Below are 19,399 nucleotides of genomic sequence, written 5' to 3'. Positions count from 1 at the left end.
CTGCGTCACGTGCGCCCACCTTCCCTTCACCGGTCGTCATGGTCGAGCGTCCGGGCGGGTTCGACCGGACGCCATGAGGCTATGCCCGCGACGGCGCCGCGTCCACGGTTTACGCGCGGCAGGTCGGGACCGACGTCGCCGCGTGGACGGGAGACGGCCCGCGGAGCAGGCGGACACGGAGTGGCGCAGGACACACTTGACGGCCGCGTCCTGTGCGCTAGGTTAGGCAAGCCAAACCTCACCGGCTGTCGTTCGTGTGCCGGTTCCCTCCTCGTCCCCGGAGCCTCGTCATGCTCTCAGCACGACCCGTCGCGCCCGTCGCTCGTCCAACGTCGGGACCCTCAGGTGCCCCGGCGCTCCTCTCGACCGCGAGCGCCCCGGACTACGCACGCTCGCTGCACGCGGTCGTGGACGACGTCGCCGCCCGCGTCGCCGCCGTCACCCAGCCGTGGTCCGGCGCGAGCCGCGCCCAGCTGGCCACGCTCGTCGACGCCGTCGACCTCGACGCGCCCGGCGTCGGGACCGACGCGGCGCTGCGCGAGACCGCCGACCTCTACGCCACGCACGCCGTGTGGTTCCACGACCCCGGGTACGCGGCGCACCTGAACTGCCCGGTCGCGCTCCCCGCGGTGGCGGCCGAGGCGATGCTCGCGGCGATCAACACGTCCGTCGACACGTACGACCAGTCGACCGTCGCGACCCTCATGGAGCAGCGGCTCGTGGCCTGGACGGCGGGCCGCGTCGGGTACGACGGCGGGGACGGCGTCTTCACGTCGGGCGGCACGCAGTCCAACCTCCAGGCGATGTTCCTCGCCCGTGAGCGCGCCGTCGAGCGGGAGACCCGGCGCGACGGCGGGCCGGGCGGCGGTCGGGGCGTGCCGGGCGGGCGCGCCGCCGTGCTGCCGCGGCTGCGCGTCCTGACGACCGCGTCGAGCCACTTCAGCGTGGCGCGGTCCGCGTTCCTGCTCGGTCTCGCGGACGACGCCGTCGTGGCCGTGGGTGCGGACGCGCAGGGGCGCATGGCGCCCGCGGCGCTCGCGGACGCGATCGCGGCGGTGCGAGCGGCGGGCGACGTCGTGATGGCCGTCGTCGCGACGGCGGGGACCACCGACCGGGGCTGCATCGACCCGCTCGCGGCGATCGCCGACGCGTGCGACGCCGCGGACGCGTGGCTGCACGTCGACGCCGCGTACGGCTGCGGGCTGCTCGTGTCGCCGACGCGCCGCCACCTCCTGGACGGGATCGGGCGGTCGCGCTCGGTGACGGTCGACTACCACAAGGCGTTCTTCCAGCCGGTGTCCGCGAGCGCGCTGCTCGTGCGCGACCCGGCCGACCTGGCGCGGGTCGCGCACCACGCGGACTACCTCAACCCCGTCGAGAACGCCGAGCCGAACCAGGTCGACAAGTCCCTGCAGACGACGCGCCGCTTCGACGCGCTCAAGCTCTGGGCGACGCTGCGCGCGCTGGGGGCCGACGGCGTCGGGGAGATGGTCGACGCCGTGTGCGACCTCGCGGCCGCCGTGCACGCCGACCTCGCGGACGACCCCGACCTGCGCGTCGTCGCGCGCACGGACCTGTCCACCGTCCTGTTCCGCTACGAGCCCGCAGGGCTGACGCGCGAGCACGCGGACCGCCTCGTGCCGCTCGTGCGGCGCGTGCTGTTCGAGTCCGGCCGCGCGGCGGTCGCCAAGACGGTCCTCGACGGCGTGCCGTGCCTCAAGCTGACCCTGCTCAACCCCGACGTCACCCTCGCGGACGTGCGCCGGCTCCTCGAGCTCGTGCGCACCACGGCCCAGGCGCTCGTCGAGCGCGACGAGATGCTCGAGGACGACGCGCCCGGGTCGTTCGCAGGCGCGCTCGACGCCTCCCTCGCGACGGCCGGGGAGGTGGCCCGGTGAGCGCCGCGCAGACCCCGGTGCGCGACGTCGTCGGCGTGGGGATCGGGCCGTTCAACCTCGGGCTCGCCGCGCTGTCCGCGCCGCTGGACGACGTGGACGCCGTGTTCCTCGACGCCGCGCCCGAGTTCCGCTGGCACCCCGGCATGATGATCGAGGGCGCGACGATCCAGGTCCCGTTCCTCGCCGACCTCGTGACGATGGCCGACCCGACGTCGCCCTACTCCTTTCTGGCGTTCCTCAAGGCGACGGGCCGGCTCTACCCGTTCTTCATCCGCGAGTCGTTCTACCCGCTGCGCGCCGAGTACGACGCGTACTGCCGGTGGGTCGCAGGCCGGCTCACGTCCCTGCGCTGGTCGCGGCGCGTCGTCGCGGTGGAGCACGACGCCGCAGCGGACGCGTTCGTGGTCCAGGCCGAGGTGCTGGGCGCGGACGGCGCAGTCGTGGGGACCGAGGAGCACCGCGGCCGTCACCTCGTGCTCGGTGTGGGGACCTCGCCGGTCCTGCCGCCCGCACTGCGGGCGCTCGCCGACGAGGTCGCGGCGGGCGAGCACCCGGGCGCCGGGCCGCTCGTGCACAGCGCGCAGTACGTGCCGCACCGCGACGCGCTCGCCGCGAGCGGGTCGGTGACGGTGGTGGGCAGCGGCCAGTCCGCCGCGGAGATCTACCGTGACCTGCTCGACGGCGTGCACGGCGACGCTCGGGGCGGGGGGTCGGGCGGGTACCGGCTCGACTGGGTGACGCGCTCGCCGCGCTTCTTCCCCATGGAGTACACCAAGCTCACGCTCGAGATGACGTCGCCCGAGTACACCGACCACTTCCACGCCCTGCCGCTCGAGCTGCGCCAGCTCCTCGGGCGCGAGCAGCGCGGCCTGTACAAGGGGATCAGCGGCGACCTCGTCGACGACATCTACGACACGCTGTACCGCCTGAGCCTGGACCGCCCGGTGCCGACGACGCTGCTCACCGACACCGAGGTCGTCGCCGCCCGCTACGAGGCAGCGCCTGACGGGTCGCCCGACGGGTCGACCGGGGAAGCAGAGGGTGAGTACGTGCTGCGGCTGCGCCACGCGCAGCTCGGGCGGGAGGTCGAGCGCCGCACGCGCGCGCTGGTCGTCGCGACCGGGTACGCCGCGTCCGTGCCGTCGTTCCTCGACCCCGTGCGCCACCTGCTGCGGTTCGACGAGCTGGGCCGTCTCGACGTCGCGCGCGACTACACGGTCGACGGCGGGCGGCGCGTGCACGTGCTCAACGGCGAGGAGCACACGCACGGCCTCACCGCCCCGGACCTGGGGTTCGCCGCGTGGCGCAACTCGGTCGTGCTGCGCACGATCACGGGACGCGAGGTGTATTCGGTCGAGGAGCGCATCGCGTTCCAGCAGTTCGGCCTGCCCGACGACGAGCACACCCACCCGGTCGATGCCCCGCGGGATGCCCCGCGGGCGTCGGCGCGCGTGGGAGAGGAGACCCGGTGACCGCCCCGACCACCACCGCCGCACCGCCGTCGGGTGACGCGACGCGGGCGAACCCGTCCGACGCACTGTCCGGGACGCCGTCCGGCACGGCGCGCAGCGCGCCCGACGGCGCGTTCGCGGTGCGCGTGCGCCTCGGCACGGCGCTCGCGGACGTCACGATCGGTCCCGTCGACCCCGCGCGCGACGCCGCGCTCGTCCAGGGCTGGCTCGCGCACCCCCGCTCGGTGTTCTGGCAGCTCGGGCACCTCGACGTCGACGGGGTCCGCGACTACCTCGCCGGCGTCGTCGCCGACCCGCACCAGGACGCGAGGCTCGGACGCGTCGACGGCGTGCCCACGTTCGTCGTCGAGACGTATGACCCGGCGCGCGTCGCGCTCGCGGACGTCCCGGCCGCCGCGGAGCTGCTCGAGCCCGGCGACGTCGGGATGCACCTGCTCGTCGCGCCGCCCGAGGGATCCGCGAGGCACGGCCTGACGTCCGCGGTGATGAGCGCCGTCGTGCGCTTCTGCCTGGACCCGGCGGGCCGCGGCGGGCGGCGTGTCGTCGTCGAGCCGGACGTGCGCAACGCCGCGATCGCCGCGAAGAACGCCGCGGCCGGGTTCCGTGTGCTGCGCGAGCTGGAGCTGCCCGGCAAGACGGCGCACCTCGCGGTCGCCACGCGCGCCGACCTCGACGCGAGCCCGCTCGGTGACGGCGTCGACCTCGCCCCGCACCTGCGTCCCGACCTCGCGGAGCGCGCCCACCGGCACCTCGTCGCGAAGACGATCGCCGAGCTCACCCACGAACGCCTGCTCGCGCCCCGCACGCTCGTGGAGCCCGGTGCGCCGAACGGGCCGGGTGAGTACGTGCTGCCGGTCGCGGACGGCGCGGTCGAGTACCGGTTCACGGCGCGGCGGTACGCGCTCGAGCACTGGGTCCTCGACGAGCCGTCGATCCGCCGGACCGCCACGGCGTCGGACGCGCCGAACGAGCTCCCCGTGGACGCGCTCGACCTCGTCGTCGAGCTGCAGCCGGACCTGCGCATCCCGGACGACCTGCTCGCCACGTACCTCGAGGAGGTGTCGTCCACGTTCGCGAGCGCGACCGCGAAGCTCGAGCGCTACGAGCGCACGGGCGGCCCGAGCGCCACGGATCTGCTCGGCGCGTCGTTCCAGCAGGTCGAGGCGGCGATGACGGAGGGGCACCCCGGGTTCGTCGCGAACAACGGGCGCATCGGCTTCGGCCTCGCCGAGTACCGTGCGTACGCGCCCGAGAACGGCGGCCGCGTGCGCCTGCTGTGGCTCGCGGCGCGCCGCGAGCACACGCACCTTGCGCTCGGCGCCGGGCTCGACGAGGCGTCGCACTACGCGGGCGAGCTGTCCGACGACGAGCGCGCCGCCTTCGCGGACCGCCTCGCCGCGCGTGGCCTCGACCCGGCGGACTACCTCTATCTGCCCGTGCACCCGTGGCAGTGGGAGCACCGCGTGCCCATCACGTTCGCCGCGGACGTCGCGCGGGGCGACCTCGTGCCGCTCGGCCCGGGCGCCGACGAGTACCAGCCGCAGCAGTCGATCCGCACCCTGTTCAACCTCACCCGGCCGGGTCGCCACTACGTCAAGGTCGCGCTCGCGATCCAGAACATGGGGTTCCTGCGCGGCCTGTCGCCCGCGTACATGCGCGACACGCCCGCGATCAACGACTGGGTCGCCGACCTCGTCGCCGCCGACCCGGAGCTCGGCGGCAGCGGGTTCACAGTCCTGCGCGAGCTCGCCTCGATCGGGTACACCGGCGACGTCTACCACCGCACCGCGACCCCGTCCCCGCACCGCAAGATGCTCGCGGCGCTGTGGCGCGAGAGCCCCGTGCCGCGCACCGCGCCCGACGAGCGCCTGGCGACCATGGCCTCGCTCCTGCACCGCGACCCGGACGGCGCCGCGCACGCCACGGCGCTCGTGCGCGCCTCCGGCCTGGACCCCGCCGACTGGGTGCGGTCGTACCTGCGCGCCTACCTGCGTCCGCTCGCGCACGCCCTGCTCGCGCACGACCTCGCGTTCATGCCGCACGGCGAGAACCTCATCCTCGTGCTGCGCGACCACGTCGTGGTCCGCGCGATCATGAAGGACGTGGGGGAGGAGATCGCCGTCCTCGGCGGGCGTGCGCTGCCGCCCGGCGTCGAGCGCGTGCGCGCCGTCGTCGACGACGAGGAGAAGGCGCTCGCGGTCTTCACCGACGTGTTCGACGGCGTCCTGCGCCACCTCGCGGCGATCCTCGCCGGTGACGGCGTGCTGGGCGAGGACCGGTTCTGGGCCCTCGTCGCGGAGTGCCTCGACGCCCACCGCGCCGACCACCCCGACCTGCGCACCGGCGTCGACCTGCGCGCGGCGCGGTTCGCGCACTCGTGCCTCAACCGGCTCCAGCTGCGCAACACGCTCCAAATGGTCGACCTCGCCGACCAGTCCGCGTCCCTGCTCTACGCGGGGACGCTCGCCAACCCCGCGGCGCGGGGTTGACGTGGGCGAAGGTCGCGCCGAGCCGACCCGAGCGGCCGCGGGCGGCTTCGAGGTGCACCGCGACGCGTGGGGCGTGCCGCACGTGCGCGCCGCCGACGAGCTCGCGCTCGCCCGCGGGCAGGGCTACGTCACGGCGCTCGACCGGGGGTGGCAGATCGAGGTCGACCGGTGGCGCGCCGAGGGACGCCTCGCGGAGCGGATCGGCGAGCCCGGGCTCGTCTGGGACCGGGTCGCCCACCGCGTCCGCCTCGCCGACACCGCGCGACGCGCCTACGCGGCGCTCGCGGACGACGACCGCGCGTGGGTCGACGCGTACACCGCGGGCGTGAACGAGGGCCTCGTCCGCGGCCGGGACGTGCCCGAGCTGCACGCCCTGGCCGACGCCGCGTGGCCCGGCGGCGGGGACCTGCCGCCGCACGAGCCGTGGCCCGCGTGGGCGCCGCTCGGCGTGTTCCTCGTCGCGCACGTGCTGTTCTCCGGCTTCCCGCACGTGCTGTGGCGCGACCACGTGGCGCGAACCCTGGGCGTCGCCGTCGCCGAGCGCGACCCGGGCGTGCCGGTCGAGCGCGTGCTCGACCTGCTCGCCGTGGACGGCGGACCCTCGTCGGGGTCGAACGCGTGGGCGCTCGCGGGCGGGCGCACGAGGAGCGGTGCGCCGCTGCTCGCGGGCGACCCCCACCGGCTGCTGGAGCTGCCCGGCGTCTACCAGCAGATCCGCCTGGCGTGCGACGACTACGACGTGGTGGGGCTCGCCTTCCCGGGCGTGCCCGGCGTCCCGCACTTCGGCCACGCGGGCGACGCGGCGTGGGGCATCACGAACGCGATGGCGCACCACGTCGAGGTGTTCGTCGAGCGCCTGCGCCGCGCCGGGGACGGCACGGTCGAGGCGCTCGGCCCCGACGGGCCCGAGCCGGTCGACACCGTCGTCGGCACCGTCCTCGTCCGCGGCACCGGCGGCCCCGTGGAGCATCGGGTCGAGACGTGGGAGACGGCGCGCGGCGTCGTGGTGAGCGGTGCGCCCGCTGCCGCGGACGCCGGCCCACCCGCCGGGCGTGCGCGGGCCGCCGACGCGGACCCCGCCCAGGGCGGGGCACGGGCCACCGCTCGGGGACCTCGCGACGACGACGCGCGCGCGTACGCCGTGCGACTGCCCGCCCGGGTGGACGCCGATCTGGGCGTCGCGAGCTGGCGGCGACTGCTGCGCGCCCGCTCGGCGCGCGACGTCGCGGCCGCGTTCGCCGGGTGGGTCGACCCCGTGAACCGGGTGCTCGCGGCCGACCGCGAGACCGTGCTCAGTCTCACCGCGGGCCGCGTCGCGCGGCGCGACGGCCACGAGCGGGCGCTGCCCGTCCCTGCGTGGTCCGACGCCGCCGGGGCGCGCCCGTGGGTCGAGCTGCCGGCGCCCGTCGACGTCGTGGACGTCGCCGTCGACGCGAACGAGCGCCCCGCCAGGCCGGAGATCTCGCTCGGGCACACGTACGCGCCGCCGCACCGGGCACGCCGCATCCGCGCCCTGCTCGACGACGCCGACGGCGCGCTCGGACCGGGTGACCAGCACCGCGTCCACGGCGACACGTTCCTCGGCGGTGCGGACGCGTTGCTCGCGTTCCTCGACGCTCCCGTGCCCGACGGGTCCGGCACGCCCGTCGACGGCACGCACGGCACACCTGCGGTGGGGGACTCCTCCGCTCCGGCACACTCTGCGCCCGGGCGCGCGTCCTCACACGTCTCGCCCTACGCCGTCGGGCACGCCGCCCGGCGCCTGCGGGGCTGGGACCGCCGGATGGACGCCGACAGCGCCGTCGCGGCGCTCTTCGCCGCCTGGCGCGCGGCGCTCACCCGGCGCGTGGCCGCGCACCCGGCGCTCGCGCCCCTGCACGCCCCGCACGGGCTCGACCTGATCTTCGCACCCTGGCTGTCCGTCACGGCACGCGTGGCCGACGCCCTGCCCGCACTGCTCGGGTCGTGGCTCGGGATCGACGGCCGAGCCGAGGCGTGGGCTGCGCTCGCGGACGTCGTGGCGAGCGACGGCGCCGGGGGTGCTGCTCGCGGCGGGGCTCCCGGCGACGTCGTCGGACGGACTTGGGGAGAAACGCACCGGTTGCTCGGGCTGCACGTGCTGCTCGACGTCCCCGGCGCGGACGTGCCGCACGTCGAGACGGTCGCTCTCGCGGGCGACACCGACACCGTGCGCTGCACGGCGAGCACCCCGGGCGTGACCGACGTGTGCGTGCGGGGGTCGGTGGCCCGCTGGGTGTGGGACCTCGCCGACCGGGACGCGAGCCGCTGGGGCGTGCCGTTCGGCGCGAGCGGGGACCCGCGCTCGCCGCATTCCGCCGACCAGCTCGCCACGTGGGCGGACGCCGGCACCGTGCCGATCGTGACCGACTGGACCCTGCTGCACCACGAGGAGACCCGATGACCGCTCCCGCGACGAGCACCGCTGCGACGAGCACCCCCGCGACGAGCTCCGCCGCGACGAGCACCGCCGGTGGCGCGCCGGCGTCCTCGCGACCGCAGGGCGGGCGCCTGCTCACGGGGGCGCCCGGTGAGCTCCTGCTCGAGCGTGAGGTCCCCGGCGTCGGGAATCTCACGGTCCGCGTGCTCGATCCCGACGCCGACCTCGACGTGGTCCACGGCTGGGTCACCCGGCGCGGGACGGGCTTCTGGGGCCTCGGCCACCTGTCGCGCACCGAGCTGCGCGACCTGTACGCGTACGTCGGGTCGCTGCCCACGCACCACGCCTTCCTCGTGCGGTGGGACGACGCCCCGGTCGCGCTGCTGCAGACCTACGAGCCGGAGCACGACCCCGTCGGCGAGACGTACGCCGTGCAGGCCGGCGACGTCGGCGTGCACTTCCTGCTCGGCGGACGCGGGCCGCGCCGGACGGACCTGTGGGCGGTCGTCGCGCCCGTGCTCGGCGCGTTCTGCTTCGCCCACCCGGACGCGCGGCGGATCGTCGTGGAGCCGGACGTCGCGAACGAACGTGCGCACGCCCGCATGCGGGCGCTCGGGTTCGAGACGGCCGAGCGCGTGCGGGTGGGCGACAAGGACGCGTTCCTGGCCTTCCTCACGCGCGAGCGCGCGTTCGCCCTCCTCGGGACGGACGACGCGCCTGCCTGAAGGTCGGCGCGTCCCGTACGAGAGCGGGCGTCCGGCCTGGATGTCGCGGCCCGGTCGGCCTCATCGACGGGGGCCGCGGTCAGCTCCGGGCGGCGACGGTGTGCCCGGCGTCGCGCAGTGCGCGCGTCGCCGGGTCGAGCCGGTCCTGCGGGACGAGGACGAGGTCGGCGTGGAACGTGGACGCGACGAAGACGGGGATCCCGGCGTCAGCGAGCGGGCCGACGACCGACGCGAGCACCCCGGTGGTCTCCAGCCCGTGCGACGAGCCGTAGAACCCGGCCCAGCGTTCGGCCTCGTCGAACGGCGAGGCGTGGCGCACGACCGTCAACCCCTCCGGCGCGCGGACGAGCGCGACCCACTCGTCGTCCTCCGGGAACGTGGCCCCGGGCACGTGCGCGAGGAGGAACTGGTCGGGGACGACGTGCAGGTCGAGACTCATGCGGGGAGGCTAGCGGCCCGTGCCCACACGACGCGGGGCGCTTCCCGCGCCACGACTACCGTGCCAGTCGCTCGACGACCGCCCCGTACAGCCAGGGCGCGGCGCTCGCCGCCGGCACGATCGCGCGTCGGGCCGGGCTCGCTGCCCAGGCGAGCAGGCCGGTGGTGAGGACCCGGTAGTCGCGGGTGGCGCGCGTCCACGCGCGCTCGTACGCGTCGGCGTCGTCGAGGTGGCGCACGGCGGCCTCGGCCTGCGCGAGCCCGACGCGCACGCCCTCGCCCGTGAGGGCGTCGACGTACCCCGACGCGTCCCCGACGAGGCGCACCCGGCCCGCGGTGCGGCGTCGGGCTCGCTGGCGCAGGGGCCCGGCGCCGCGGACGGGCCCGGCGGCGGGTGCGTCGCGCAGGCGCTCGGCGAGCTCGCCGAACGCGTCGAGCGCCGGGCCGCGCGCGTCGTCGGACCGCCCGACGCTGCCGCGCGGCGCGAGGACGGCGACACCGACCAGGTCGGGCGCGACGGGGGTCACGTACGCCTCGGCGTGGGGCGCCCAGTGCACCTCGACGAGGTCGGACCACGGCGCGACGCGGTAGTGCGTGCGCAGACCGAAGCGGGCCGGGGCACGGCCCGGGCCGGCGTCGAGCCCGACGAGGCGGCGCACCGACGAGTGCAGGCCGTCGCACGCGAGCACCCAACGGGCGCGCACCGGCACGGGTCCGTCGTCGCCGTCGAGGTCCGCGTCGACGCCGGTCTCGTCCTGGCGCAGGCCGCGCAGGGTCGCGTGCCGCAGCACGACGCCCTCGGCGACGGCGCGCTCGCGCAGCGCGGCGTGCAGGGCCGTGCGCCGCACGCCGCGACCCGGGCCGGACGCGAACGCGTGGTCCGCGTGGCGGGTGGCGTCGCGGTAGCTGATGCCCGCGAGCGGGTGCCCGGGTGGGTCGACGCCGAGGTCGAGCACGGCGGCGAGCGCGCCCGGGAGCAGCCCTTCGCCGCAGGCCTTGTCGAGCGGGCCGTCGAGGAGGGCGCCGCGCCGGTCGACCACCACGACGTCGTGCCCGGCGCGCCGGGCGTGGAGCGCGGCGGCGAGACCGACGGGCCCGCCACCCACGACCAGCACGTCGACGAGCACCCCGACGGGCGGCTCGACGCGCGGCGTCACGACGCGGAGCTGCGCGCCACGAGCCCGAGCGCGCGTTCCTCGGCGGGGATGCGGAAGCGCGCGAGCAGCACCGCGTTGACGAGGGTGAACGCGATGGCGGTGACCCAGGAGGTGTGCACGAGCGGGAGCGCGATCCCCTCGACGACGACCGCGACGTAGTTGGGGTGCCGCAGCCACCGGTAGGGCCCGCGGGCGACGAGCGGCAGGCCGGGCACGACGATGACGCGCGTGTTCCACCGCGGCCCGAGCGTCGCGATGCACCACCAGCGCAGCCCCTGGCTCGCGAGGACGAGCGCGAGCATGGGCCAGCCGAGCCACGGCAGGAACGGGCGGTCGGCGAGCCACGCCTCCGCGACGCACGCGACCAGGAGGCCCGTGTGCAGCGCGACCATCGCCGGGAAGTGGCCCCGGCCCGTCTCGACCCCGCCGCGCGCGAACGACCACCGCGCGTTGCGCGCGGACACGACGAGCTCGGCGAGCCGCTCGATCGCCGTCGCGCCCACGAGCACGACGTACCAGGCGAGGCTCACGAGGCCCGTCCTCTCGTCGGCCCGGGCACAGGATCGCGACCGTGCCCGGGAGAGGGTCGTGGCTCGCCGTCGAGACGCAGCAGCACGAGCTCGGTGCTCACCCCGGGACCGAACGCCATGAGCACCGCGGGCGCGCCCGGCGGGGCGTCGGCGCGGGCGAGGGTGTCCGCGAGCACGTGCAGCACGGACGCGGACGACAGGTTCCCGACGTCGCGCAGCGACGCCCGGCTCGCCGCGAGGTCCTCCTCGGCGAGGCCGAGCGCGTCGCGCACGGCGTCCAGCACGCGCGGCCCGCCCGCGTGCACGACCCACGCCGCCACGTGCTCGGGCTCCAGGTCGTGCTCGACGAGCAGTGCCTTGACGTCGCCCAGCAGGTGCGCGCCGATGAGCTCGGGCAGCCGTGCGGACAGCACGATCTCGAACCCGGTGTCGCCGACATGCCACCCGAGGTCGCCCGTGGTCCCGGGGTGCAGGTGGGAGCGCGAGTCGACGACGCGTGCTCCTTGCCGCGCGGCGCCGTGCCGGCCGGGGCGCCGGGCGAGCCGGTGCTCGTCGCCGACGAGGACCGCGGCGGCGGCCCCGTCGCCGAACAGGCCGGACGCGACGAGGTTCGCGGTCGAGGGGTCGCCGCGCTGCAGGGTCAGCGAGCACAGCTCGACCGCGACGAGCAGCGCGACGTCGCGCGGACGCCCGCGCAGCAGGTCGTCCGTGCGCGCGAGCCCCGCCGCGCCCCCGGCGCAGCCCCACCCGAACGACGGCGTGCGCCGCACGTCGGCCCGCAGCCCGAGGCGCGCGGCGACCAGCACGTCGATCGTGGGGGCACCGACGCCGGTGACGGTCGTGAGCACGACGTGGTCCACGTCCTGCGCGTCCAGCCCGGCGTCGGCGAGCGCCGCCCGGCACGCCCGCTCCGCCAGGACGGTGCCCTCCTCGAGGAACGCGTCGTTGGCGGCCCCGAACGTCAGACCGCCGGCGGCACCGAGGTCGAGCGCCAGGCTGCGCCGTTCCACACCGGCGTTCGCATGGAGGCGCCGCGTGAGCGCGCGCCGCACCGGATCGTCGGTGAGGAGCTCGCTGACGACCCGGGAGATCTCGTCCTGGTGGTATGCGTGGTCGGGAAGTGCGGTCCCGACGGCGACGAGGCGCGACATGCCCGCATCGTCCCACCGGCCTGGTGAGCCCGCGCGGGGGCGGGGCTCCCGGGCGGGCGCGCGCCCGGCGGGCTAGGTTGCGGCCATGGCGTTCGGGCGGGTGCGGGGTCTGGTGGTCGCGAGCCACTTCCCGCCCACCGTCATGGTCACGGCGTTCGCGGCCGCGCTCTCGGCCGGCATCGGTGCCGGGGCGCGCACGACGACGCTGGTCACCCTCGCCGTCCTCGCGGGCCAGCTCTCGGTCGGGTGGTGCAACGACTGGCTCGACGCGCGCCGCGACCTCGCCGTGGGCCGCGCCGACAAGCCCGTCGTCGCGGGCCTGGTCACGCCCGCGACCCTGCGCGGCGCGGCGCTCGCGGCCCTCGTCGTGTGCGCGGTGCTCTCGCTGGCGACCGGTGTGGTGCCCGGCCTGGTGCACGTGGTCGCCGTCGCGAGCGCCTGGTCGTACAACGCGGCGCTCAAGGCGACGTGGTGGTCCTGGTTCCCGTACGCGGTGTCGTTCGGGCTGCTCGCGGTGTTCGTCGTCCTCGCGGCCCCCGGGGACGGCCGTCCGGCGCCGTGGGCGGTCGCGGCCGCGGCGCTGCTCGGGGTGGGGGCCCACGTCGCGAACACACTGCCGGACCTCGAGGACGACGCGGCGACCGGGGTGCGAGGGCTGCCGCACCGGCTCGGACGGCGCACGAGCTCCGTGGTCGCGCCCGTGCTGCTCGGCGCGGCCTCGGTCCTCGTCGTGCTGGCGCCTCCGGGAACGCCGGGCGCCGTCGTCTGGACGCTGGGCGCGGCCGCCGTCGGGCTCTCCGTCGCAGCCGGCGCCATCGGTCTCGTGCGCCCTCGGAGCCGCGCACCGTTCGCGCTCTCGATGGCCGTGGCGGGCGTGTGCGTCGTCCTGCTCGTGCTCGCGGCGCCCGCCGTCGTGCTCCCCGGCTGAGGGTGCGTCGGGTAGCCGCGCTGATCAGTCCGCTGCCCGCACGAGACCGTCGACGACGGCCGCCGCACCGGGGGAGGGGCGCTCCCCGTACGTGACGGCGAGCACTCGGCGCGCCGCACCGGGGAGAGGATGCGTGCGGACGCGCGGGTCGCGGTGCGCACGCAGCGCCAGGGCGGGCAGCACCGAGACCCCGACCCCCGACGCCACGAGCGACTGCACCGCGACGTAGTCGTCCGTCTCGAACGCGATCCGCGGGGTGAAGCCCGCCCGCTCGCACCGCCCCACCAGGTCGGCGCGGCAGCGCTCGCAGCCCGCGATCCAGCTCGCGTCGGCCAGCGGCGCCAGGTCCGACGGGTCGTCCGACCCGGAAGTGGCGACGTCGGACCCCGCGCCGTCTCGCTCCGGGCGCACCAGGAACAGCTCCTCGGCCAGCACGGGAGTCACGCGCAGCCCGTCCGTGTCGACGGGCGAGCGGTCGTGCTCGAACACCAGAGCCACGTCCACCGCGCCGCGCCGCAGCGCGTCCAGCGCCTCCGGAGGCTCGGCCTCCACCAGCCCTACGCCCAGGCCCGGATGGTCCCGCGCGAGGCGCGCCACGACGTCGGGCACGAGCGTGGCCAGCGCGGAGGGGAACGCCGCGAGCCGCACCCGCCCGGCCGTGAGCGAGACCAGCGCGTCGAGCTCGTCGCGCGCCGCGCCCACGCGCCCCAGGATCTCCTCGGCGCGCGCCGCGAGCAGGGTTCCCGCCGCCGTGAGCCGCACCCCGCGCCCCTGCCGTTCCAGGAGGGGCACCCCGACCTCCGCCTCCAGGCGCGCCAGGTGATGGCTCACCGACGGCTGCGCGTAGTGCAGCGCCCGGGCCGCCGCGGTCACCGACCCCTCGCGCGCGACCGCGGCCAGCACACGCAGCCGAGTCAGGTCCATGGGACCGAGCATAGACAACGCCGATGTGTTCACAGAGAACAGGCATTGGACCTATGGGTCGCACCGGGGCACCGTGGACGCATGGCTCCCGCACCCGCTCGGCACCCCGCATCCTCGCCGTCCGCACGCCCGCCGTCCGCAGCGCTCGCATCGCCCACGATGCGCGACGTGCTCGACGCCCGCCGCCTCCTCGCCGCACACCTCGACCCCACGCCTGCGCGCGTCTACGCCGCGCTCGACCGCGCCACCGGGGCACGCGTCGTCGTCAAGCACGAGAACCTCGCGCCGACCGGCGCGTTCAAGGTCCGGGGCGCGCTCAACCTCCTCCTGCGCCAGGCGCCCGCCCAGCGCGAGCGGGGCGTCGTCGCGTTCTCCACCGGCAACCACGCCCAGGCGATCGCGTACGCCGCCCGCGCCACCGCGACGCCCTGCACGATCGTCATGCCCACCGACCCCAACCCCACCAAGGCCGACGCCGTGCGCGACCTCGGCGCCCGCCTCGTCCTTGCAGGCAGCACGTTCGACGACGCCCGCGAGCACGCCACGGCGCTCGCGGCCGACAGCGGCGCACGCCTCGTCAGCGCCGCCAACGAGCCCCTCCTCGTCGCTGGCGTCGCCACCGCCTACCTCGAGCTCCTCGCCGACGCCCCGGACCTCGACGCGCTCGTCGTGCCCGTCGGCGGGGGCAGCGGCGCCGCCGCCGCGTGCCTCGTCGCCCACGCCCTCGCGCCCGACCTCGACGTCATCGCCGTCCAGGCCACCGGCTCGCCCGCCGCGCACGACTCCTGGCGGGCCGGGGAGCTGCTGGCACGCCCCAACACCTCGCGCGCCGAGGGCCTCGCCACCGGGACCGGTTTCGCCCTCACCCAGGCCGTCCTGCGCGAGCACCTCACCGACTTCGTCCTCGTCGACGACGACGCGATCGACCGGGCGGCCGCCCTCTACCTCACCGGCGCGCACACCGTCGCCGAGGGCGCGGGCGCGGCGGCGCTCGCGGCCGTGCTCGCCGACCCGGAGCGGTTCGCCGGTCGCCGGGTGGGCGTCGTGTGCTCGGGCGGCAACGCGAGCCCGGCCGAGCTGCGGCGCGTGGTCGGGCACCTGGCGCCCTAGGCTCGGGCCATGGCCCGCTACCTCGACGTGCACCCCGACAACCCGCAGCCGCGCGTGATCTCCCAGGTCGTCGCGCTCCTGGAGGACGGCGGCCTCGTCGCGTACCCGACCGACTCCGGGTACGCGCTCGGGTGCCGCATGGACGACAAGGAGGGCGCGGACCGCATCCGCCGCATCCGGAACCTCGACGACCGGCACCACTTCACGCTCGTGTGCGCCGACTTCGCGCAGCTCGGCCAGTTCGTCATGGTCGACAACTCGGCGTTCCGCGCGATCAAGTCCGCCACGCCCGGCCCGTACACGTTCATCCTGCGGGCCACGTCCGAGGTTCCGCGCCGCCTCGCGCACCCGAAGAAGAAGACCGTCGGCGTCCGCATCCCGGACGACACGGTCGCGCAGGCGATCGTCGCCGCGCTGGGTGAGCCGATCCTGTCGAGTTCGCTCATCCTCCCCGGATCGACCGAGGCGCTCACCGACGGGTGGGCGATCAAGGAGGAGCTCGACCACGTGATCGACGCCGTCGTGGACGGCGGCGAGCGGGGCAGCGAGCCGACGACGGTCGTCGACTGGTCCGACAGCGTCGCCGAGGTCGTGCGCGTCGGTGCCGGCGACCCGTCGCGCTTCGAGTAGCCGTTCGGCCCGCGGTCGCGGCCCAGCGCACGGACCGGATCACGCGTCCCGTCCGAGCAGCGCGCGCAGCCGCGCGAGGTCGACCGGGTCGACGAGGACCGCGAGCTCGCGGCGCACCCACCAGTCGCCCGTGCGCCGCCGCTCGTCGCGCGTCGTGTACCGGTAGCGGAACAACCGCGCCCGTACCCAGCGCGGAGCCGGGCCGGCGGGGTCGTCCGCGAACGGGTCGGCGCGCAGGAGCCGCAGCGTCGCGGGGTCGGCCTCCAGGAGGCGCAGCAGCAGCACCTCGAACCAGCGCACCCCCGACGACCCGAGCGCGAGGAACCACATCTGCCAGTCCAGGCGCAGGTGGTAGGGCGCGACCTGCGGGGGCCGTCGCGACACGTCGCCCGGCTTCCCGGGGAACTCGTACTCCCGCCAGTCGTGCGGGCCGGGGGACCGCGCCGTCGAGCCTTCCAGCACGACCTCGTCGCGCCGCCGCGACACCGACCCGAACGCGCCGTACGCGTTCACCAGCCGGAACGGCTCGAAGCTCGCGTTCATGAGCTGGCGCCGCGCCACCAGGTTGAGCGCGGGGCGCACGCTCAGCACGAGCAGCAGCACCGTCGCCGCCAGGACGACCACCGCCAGGGCGGGCGGACTTCCCGCCCCGCCCGCGCCGTCGGGCAACGCACCGCTCCCGAGGGCCGGCACCAGCCACGACCCCAGCGCCGCCCACGACCCGTCGCTCACGACACCCAGCCCGAGGATGATCGTCAACCAGTTCAGCCACGCGAAGTTCCCCGTGACCAGGAGCCACGCCTGCGTCAGCACGACGACCCCGCCCGCGACGCTCGCGAACGGCTGCGGCAGAAAGAGCGCGAACGGCAGCAGGAGCTGCGTCACGTGGTTCCCCGCCACCTCGACCCGGTGCCACCACCGCGGCAGATGGTGCGCGTGCCACGAGAACGGGCCCGGCAGCGGCTGCGTCTCGTGGTGGAAGTACAGCGCCGTGAGGTCGCGCCACACCCGGTCACCGCGGATCTTGATGAGCCCCGCGCCCAGCTCCACCCGGAGCAGGCACCAGCGTGCGAGCAGCAGCACGAGCAGCGGGGGAGCGGCCCCATCGCCCGAGGAACCCAGGAACGCCACGAGGAACGCCACCTCGCACAGCAACGACTCCCACCCGAACCCGTAGAACCGCTGCCCCACGTTCAGCACCGACAGGTAGCCCGCCCACAGGGCGAGGAACGCGACCATCACCACCCACCACGGCCCGCGCTGCGGCAGCCCGACGACGAGCAGCGCCGCCAGCACGACCCCGCACCACGCGAGACCCACCACGAACCGGTCCGAGCAGCGCCACCGCAGCACGCTCGGACCGTCGCGCCACGACGTCCGCGCCACGTACGCCGCCACCGGGAGCAGACCCCGCTCGCCCAGCAGCGGACGCCACTGGCGCACCACCACGAGGAACGCCACCGCGAGGACCGCCGCGACACCTCGCTGCAGCACCTCGCGCGCGACGTCGTAGTCGCCCGCCCAGAACCAGGACCCCGGCCAGCCCACCCCACCACCGTAGGCGTGTGACCCGCGTAACACCCCGCGCACGGGGGCGCCGCAGCGGCCTCCCACCTAGCATCGGTCGCATGAGCAGCCAGGGCCTCACCGAGTCACAGGACCGCATGCGCGACGCCGGCGTGGCACCCGCCGCGATCGACGTCTTCACCCGCTTCTACCGGCTCCTCGAGTCCGGCGAGACCGGGATGATCCCCGAGGCCGACGTCGAACCCCTCACCGACGTCACCCGCCGCGCCGACCTCTCCGACCCCGACGACGACGCCCGCGCCGCCCTCGAACGCACCGCCGTCATCAAGCTCAACGGCGGCCTCGGCACCTCCATGGGCATGGACCGAGCCAAGTCCCTCCTCACCGTCCGCGACTCCGACCCCCAGCGCTCCGCCGAGGGCGACCACCCCCTCACCTTCCTCGACGTCATCGTCGGCCAGGTCCGCGCCGCACGCCGCAGCACCGGCGCCCGCCTCCCCCTGCTCCTCATGAACAGCTTCCGCACCCAGGCCGACACCCTTGCCGCCCTCGCCCCCTACGACGACCTCCCCGTCGCCGACCTTCCCCTCGACTTCCTCCAGAACCGCGAGCCCAAGCTCCTCGCCACCGACCTCACCCCCGTCGACTGGCCCACCGACCCCGAGCTCGAGTGGTGCCCCCCGGGGCACGGCGACCTCTACACCGCCCTCTACGCCTCCGGCGCCCTCCGCGCCCTCCTCGACGCCGGTTTCCGCTACGCCAGCGTCTCCAACTCCGACAACCTCGGCGCCGCACCCGACGCCCAGATGGCCGGCTGGTTCGCCTCCACCGGCGCACCCTTCGCCGCCGAGGTCGCCCGCCGCACCCCCGCCGACCGCAAGGGCGGGCACCTCGTCGTCCGCCGCAGCGACGGCCGCATCGTCCTGCGCGAGACCGCCCAGACCCCCCAGGCCGACACGGACGCTGCCTCCGACATCAGCCGCCACCAGTACTTCAACACCAACAACCTCTGGTTCGACCTCGAGGCGCTCGCGGCCGAGCTCGACCGGACCGGGGGAGTGCTCGAGCTGCCGCTGATCCGCAACACCAAGACCGTCGACCCGACCGACCTGGGCTCGCCCGAGGTCGTCCAGATCGAGTCCGCGATGGGCGCGGCGGTCGAGGTGTTCGACGGCGCCGTCGCGATCGAGGTCGACCGCTCGCGCTTCCTCCCGGTCAAGACGACGAACGACCTCCTCGTGCTCCGCTCGGACGTCTACGACCTCGACGACGCCTACCGGTTCGTCGCGCGCACCGACGCCCCGCTCGTCGACCTGGACCCCGCGTTCTACAAGACGATCGCCGGGTTCGACGCGCGCTTCGACGACGGCACCCCGTCCCTGCGCTCCGCGCGCTCGCTCACGGTGCGCGGCGACTGGACGTTCGGGTCGGGCGTCACGGTCACGGGCGACGCCGAGCTCGCCGACCCGGGCGGCTCGTCGCGCGTCCCCGACGGCGCCGTCGTCGGCCCCGACGGAGTGAGCGACTGACGCGGAGGGCAGGTCACCGCCCGGGCCGCTCGTGGACGGGTCCGCGTGCGGGGCGGCGTCGGTGCTCGGGCTGTCCGCGCCGTCGCCGTGGTCTGTCGGGTGTGGGTTTGTGGAGCGCGGCCTTGACGCCCTTCGCATCCGACGCCGCCCCACCCGCTCAGCCACCACCTCACCCGGGCGGCGGTAGGCCGCGGCTCCGAGCCGCCGAAGTAGAGCCCTGGTCGGCCGAGGTAGAGCCTCGTAGTCGGCCGACGACGGCGGTGGGCCGGGCGTTGAGCAGACGTCGCCCCCTTTCGCGAGGCCGAGAAGTGAGAAACGGCCCCGAAATCGCGGGCGGGTTCTAGCGGTCGATTCTCACTTCTCGACAACACCGAACCCGGTGCCCCGCGTGGGAGCGAGCCGACCGACCCGCCCGGCCCAGCACCCGGTAGGCAGTCCGCCGGGGCGAGCCGCCCGACCAACCCAGCCCGGCGCCCGGGCGGTCGCCGGGGTG

General features: G+C 75.9%; 15 protein-coding genes. 9 read left to right on the top strand and 6 right to left on the bottom strand.

Annotated elements, in window-relative coordinates; translation table 11 throughout:
- Window positions 1-290 precede the first annotated feature (290 nt).
- The 5 genes from AC4H2H_RS01925 (at window position 291) to AC4H2H_RS01905 (ending at window position 8,982) form a co-directional block, all read left to right on the top strand.
- Complete coding sequence (locus AC4H2H_RS01925) at window positions 291-1,898, top strand: pyridoxal phosphate-dependent decarboxylase family protein (RefSeq protein ID WP_494369131.1); 1,608 nt, start codon at window positions 291-293, stop codon at window positions 1,896-1,898.
- The gene (locus AC4H2H_RS01920; protein ID WP_494369130.1) at window positions 1,895-3,370 is read left to right on the top strand and encodes a lysine N(6)-hydroxylase/L-ornithine N(5)-oxygenase family protein; all 1,476 of its coding nucleotides are present in this window, start codon (window positions 1,895-1,897) and stop codon (window positions 3,368-3,370) included. The genes AC4H2H_RS01925 and AC4H2H_RS01920 overlap by 4 nt, the downstream gene beginning before the upstream one ends.
- A gap of 119 nt (window positions 3,371-3,489) precedes the next feature.
- Window positions 3,490-5,859, top strand: a complete 2,370-nt coding sequence (locus tag AC4H2H_RS01915; protein ID WP_494369340.1) for a GNAT family N-acetyltransferase — start codon at window positions 3,490-3,492, stop codon at window positions 5,857-5,859.
- 1 nt (window position 5,860) lies between these two features.
- Entirely contained in the window at window positions 5,861-8,281 is a 2,421-nt protein-coding gene (locus AC4H2H_RS01910; protein WP_494369129.1) for a penicillin acylase family protein, read from the top strand.
- Window positions 8,278-8,982, top strand: a complete 705-nt coding sequence (locus tag AC4H2H_RS01905; RefSeq protein ID WP_494369128.1) for a GNAT family N-acetyltransferase — start codon at window positions 8,278-8,280, stop codon at window positions 8,980-8,982. The genes AC4H2H_RS01910 and AC4H2H_RS01905 overlap by 4 nt, the downstream gene beginning before the upstream one ends.
- Window positions 8,983-9,061: 79 nt before the next feature.
- Here AC4H2H_RS01905 and AC4H2H_RS01900 read toward each other — a convergent pair whose 3' ends face one another.
- The 4 genes from AC4H2H_RS01900 to AC4H2H_RS01885 are packed head-to-tail and all read right to left on the bottom strand — an operon-like array spanning window position 9,062 to window position 12,258.
- Window positions 9,062-9,421 (bottom strand): ACT domain-containing protein, encoded by a 360-nt coding sequence (locus tag AC4H2H_RS01900; RefSeq protein ID WP_494369127.1) that lies wholly within the window; start codon window positions 9,419-9,421, stop codon window positions 9,062-9,064.
- A gap of 55 nt (window positions 9,422-9,476) precedes the next feature.
- On the bottom strand, window positions 9,477-10,577 hold the full coding sequence (locus AC4H2H_RS01895) for an NAD(P)/FAD-dependent oxidoreductase (protein WP_494369126.1): 1,101 nt from the start codon (window positions 10,575-10,577) through the stop codon (window positions 9,477-9,479).
- Window positions 10,574-11,107, bottom strand: a complete 534-nt coding sequence (locus tag AC4H2H_RS01890; protein WP_494369125.1) for an isoprenylcysteine carboxyl methyltransferase family protein — start codon at window positions 11,105-11,107, stop codon at window positions 10,574-10,576. The genes AC4H2H_RS01895 and AC4H2H_RS01890 overlap by 4 nt, the downstream gene beginning before the upstream one ends.
- Window positions 11,104-12,258, bottom strand: a complete 1,155-nt coding sequence (locus AC4H2H_RS01885) for a type III polyketide synthase (RefSeq protein WP_494369124.1) — start codon at window positions 12,256-12,258, stop codon at window positions 11,104-11,106. The genes AC4H2H_RS01890 and AC4H2H_RS01885 overlap by 4 nt, the downstream gene beginning before the upstream one ends.
- Before the next feature lie 85 nt (window positions 12,259-12,343).
- Between AC4H2H_RS01885 and AC4H2H_RS01880 the strand changes: the two genes are divergently transcribed.
- Window positions 12,344-13,186 (top strand): UbiA family prenyltransferase, encoded by an 843-nt coding sequence (locus AC4H2H_RS01880; RefSeq protein ID WP_494369123.1) that lies wholly within the window; start codon window positions 12,344-12,346, stop codon window positions 13,184-13,186.
- Between the two features lie 24 nt (window positions 13,187-13,210).
- Here the strand turns inward: AC4H2H_RS01880 and AC4H2H_RS01875 are convergent, their stop codons facing one another.
- Window positions 13,211-14,110, bottom strand: a complete 900-nt coding sequence (locus AC4H2H_RS01875) for a LysR family transcriptional regulator (protein WP_494369122.1) — start codon at window positions 14,108-14,110, stop codon at window positions 13,211-13,213.
- Between the two features lie 81 nt (window positions 14,111-14,191).
- On the opposite strand from AC4H2H_RS01875, the gene AC4H2H_RS01870 reads away from it, so the two are divergent.
- Entirely contained in the window at window positions 14,192-15,220 is a 1,029-nt protein-coding gene (locus AC4H2H_RS01870; RefSeq protein ID WP_494369121.1) for a threonine ammonia-lyase, read from the top strand.
- Window positions 15,221-15,229: 9 nt separating this feature from the next.
- Complete coding sequence (locus AC4H2H_RS01865) at window positions 15,230-15,850, top strand: L-threonylcarbamoyladenylate synthase (protein ID WP_494369120.1); 621 nt, start codon at window positions 15,230-15,232, stop codon at window positions 15,848-15,850.
- Between the two features lie 39 nt (window positions 15,851-15,889).
- On the opposite strand, the gene AC4H2H_RS01860 is transcribed toward AC4H2H_RS01865, so the two are convergent.
- Entirely contained in the window at window positions 15,890-17,398 is a 1,509-nt protein-coding gene (locus AC4H2H_RS01860) for a lipase maturation factor family protein (RefSeq protein WP_494369119.1), read from the bottom strand.
- An 80-nt stretch (window positions 17,399-17,478) separates the two neighbouring features.
- Between AC4H2H_RS01860 and AC4H2H_RS01855 the strand changes: the two genes are divergently transcribed.
- Complete coding sequence (locus AC4H2H_RS01855; protein WP_494369118.1) at window positions 17,479-18,906, top strand: UTP--glucose-1-phosphate uridylyltransferase; 1,428 nt, start codon at window positions 17,479-17,481, stop codon at window positions 18,904-18,906.
- Window positions 18,907-19,399: the final 493 nt, after the last annotated feature.

This window comes from Cellulosimicrobium sp. BMG9.22 (assembly GCF_059159975.1).
This window is presented reverse-complemented; position numbering and strand designations above follow the sequence as displayed.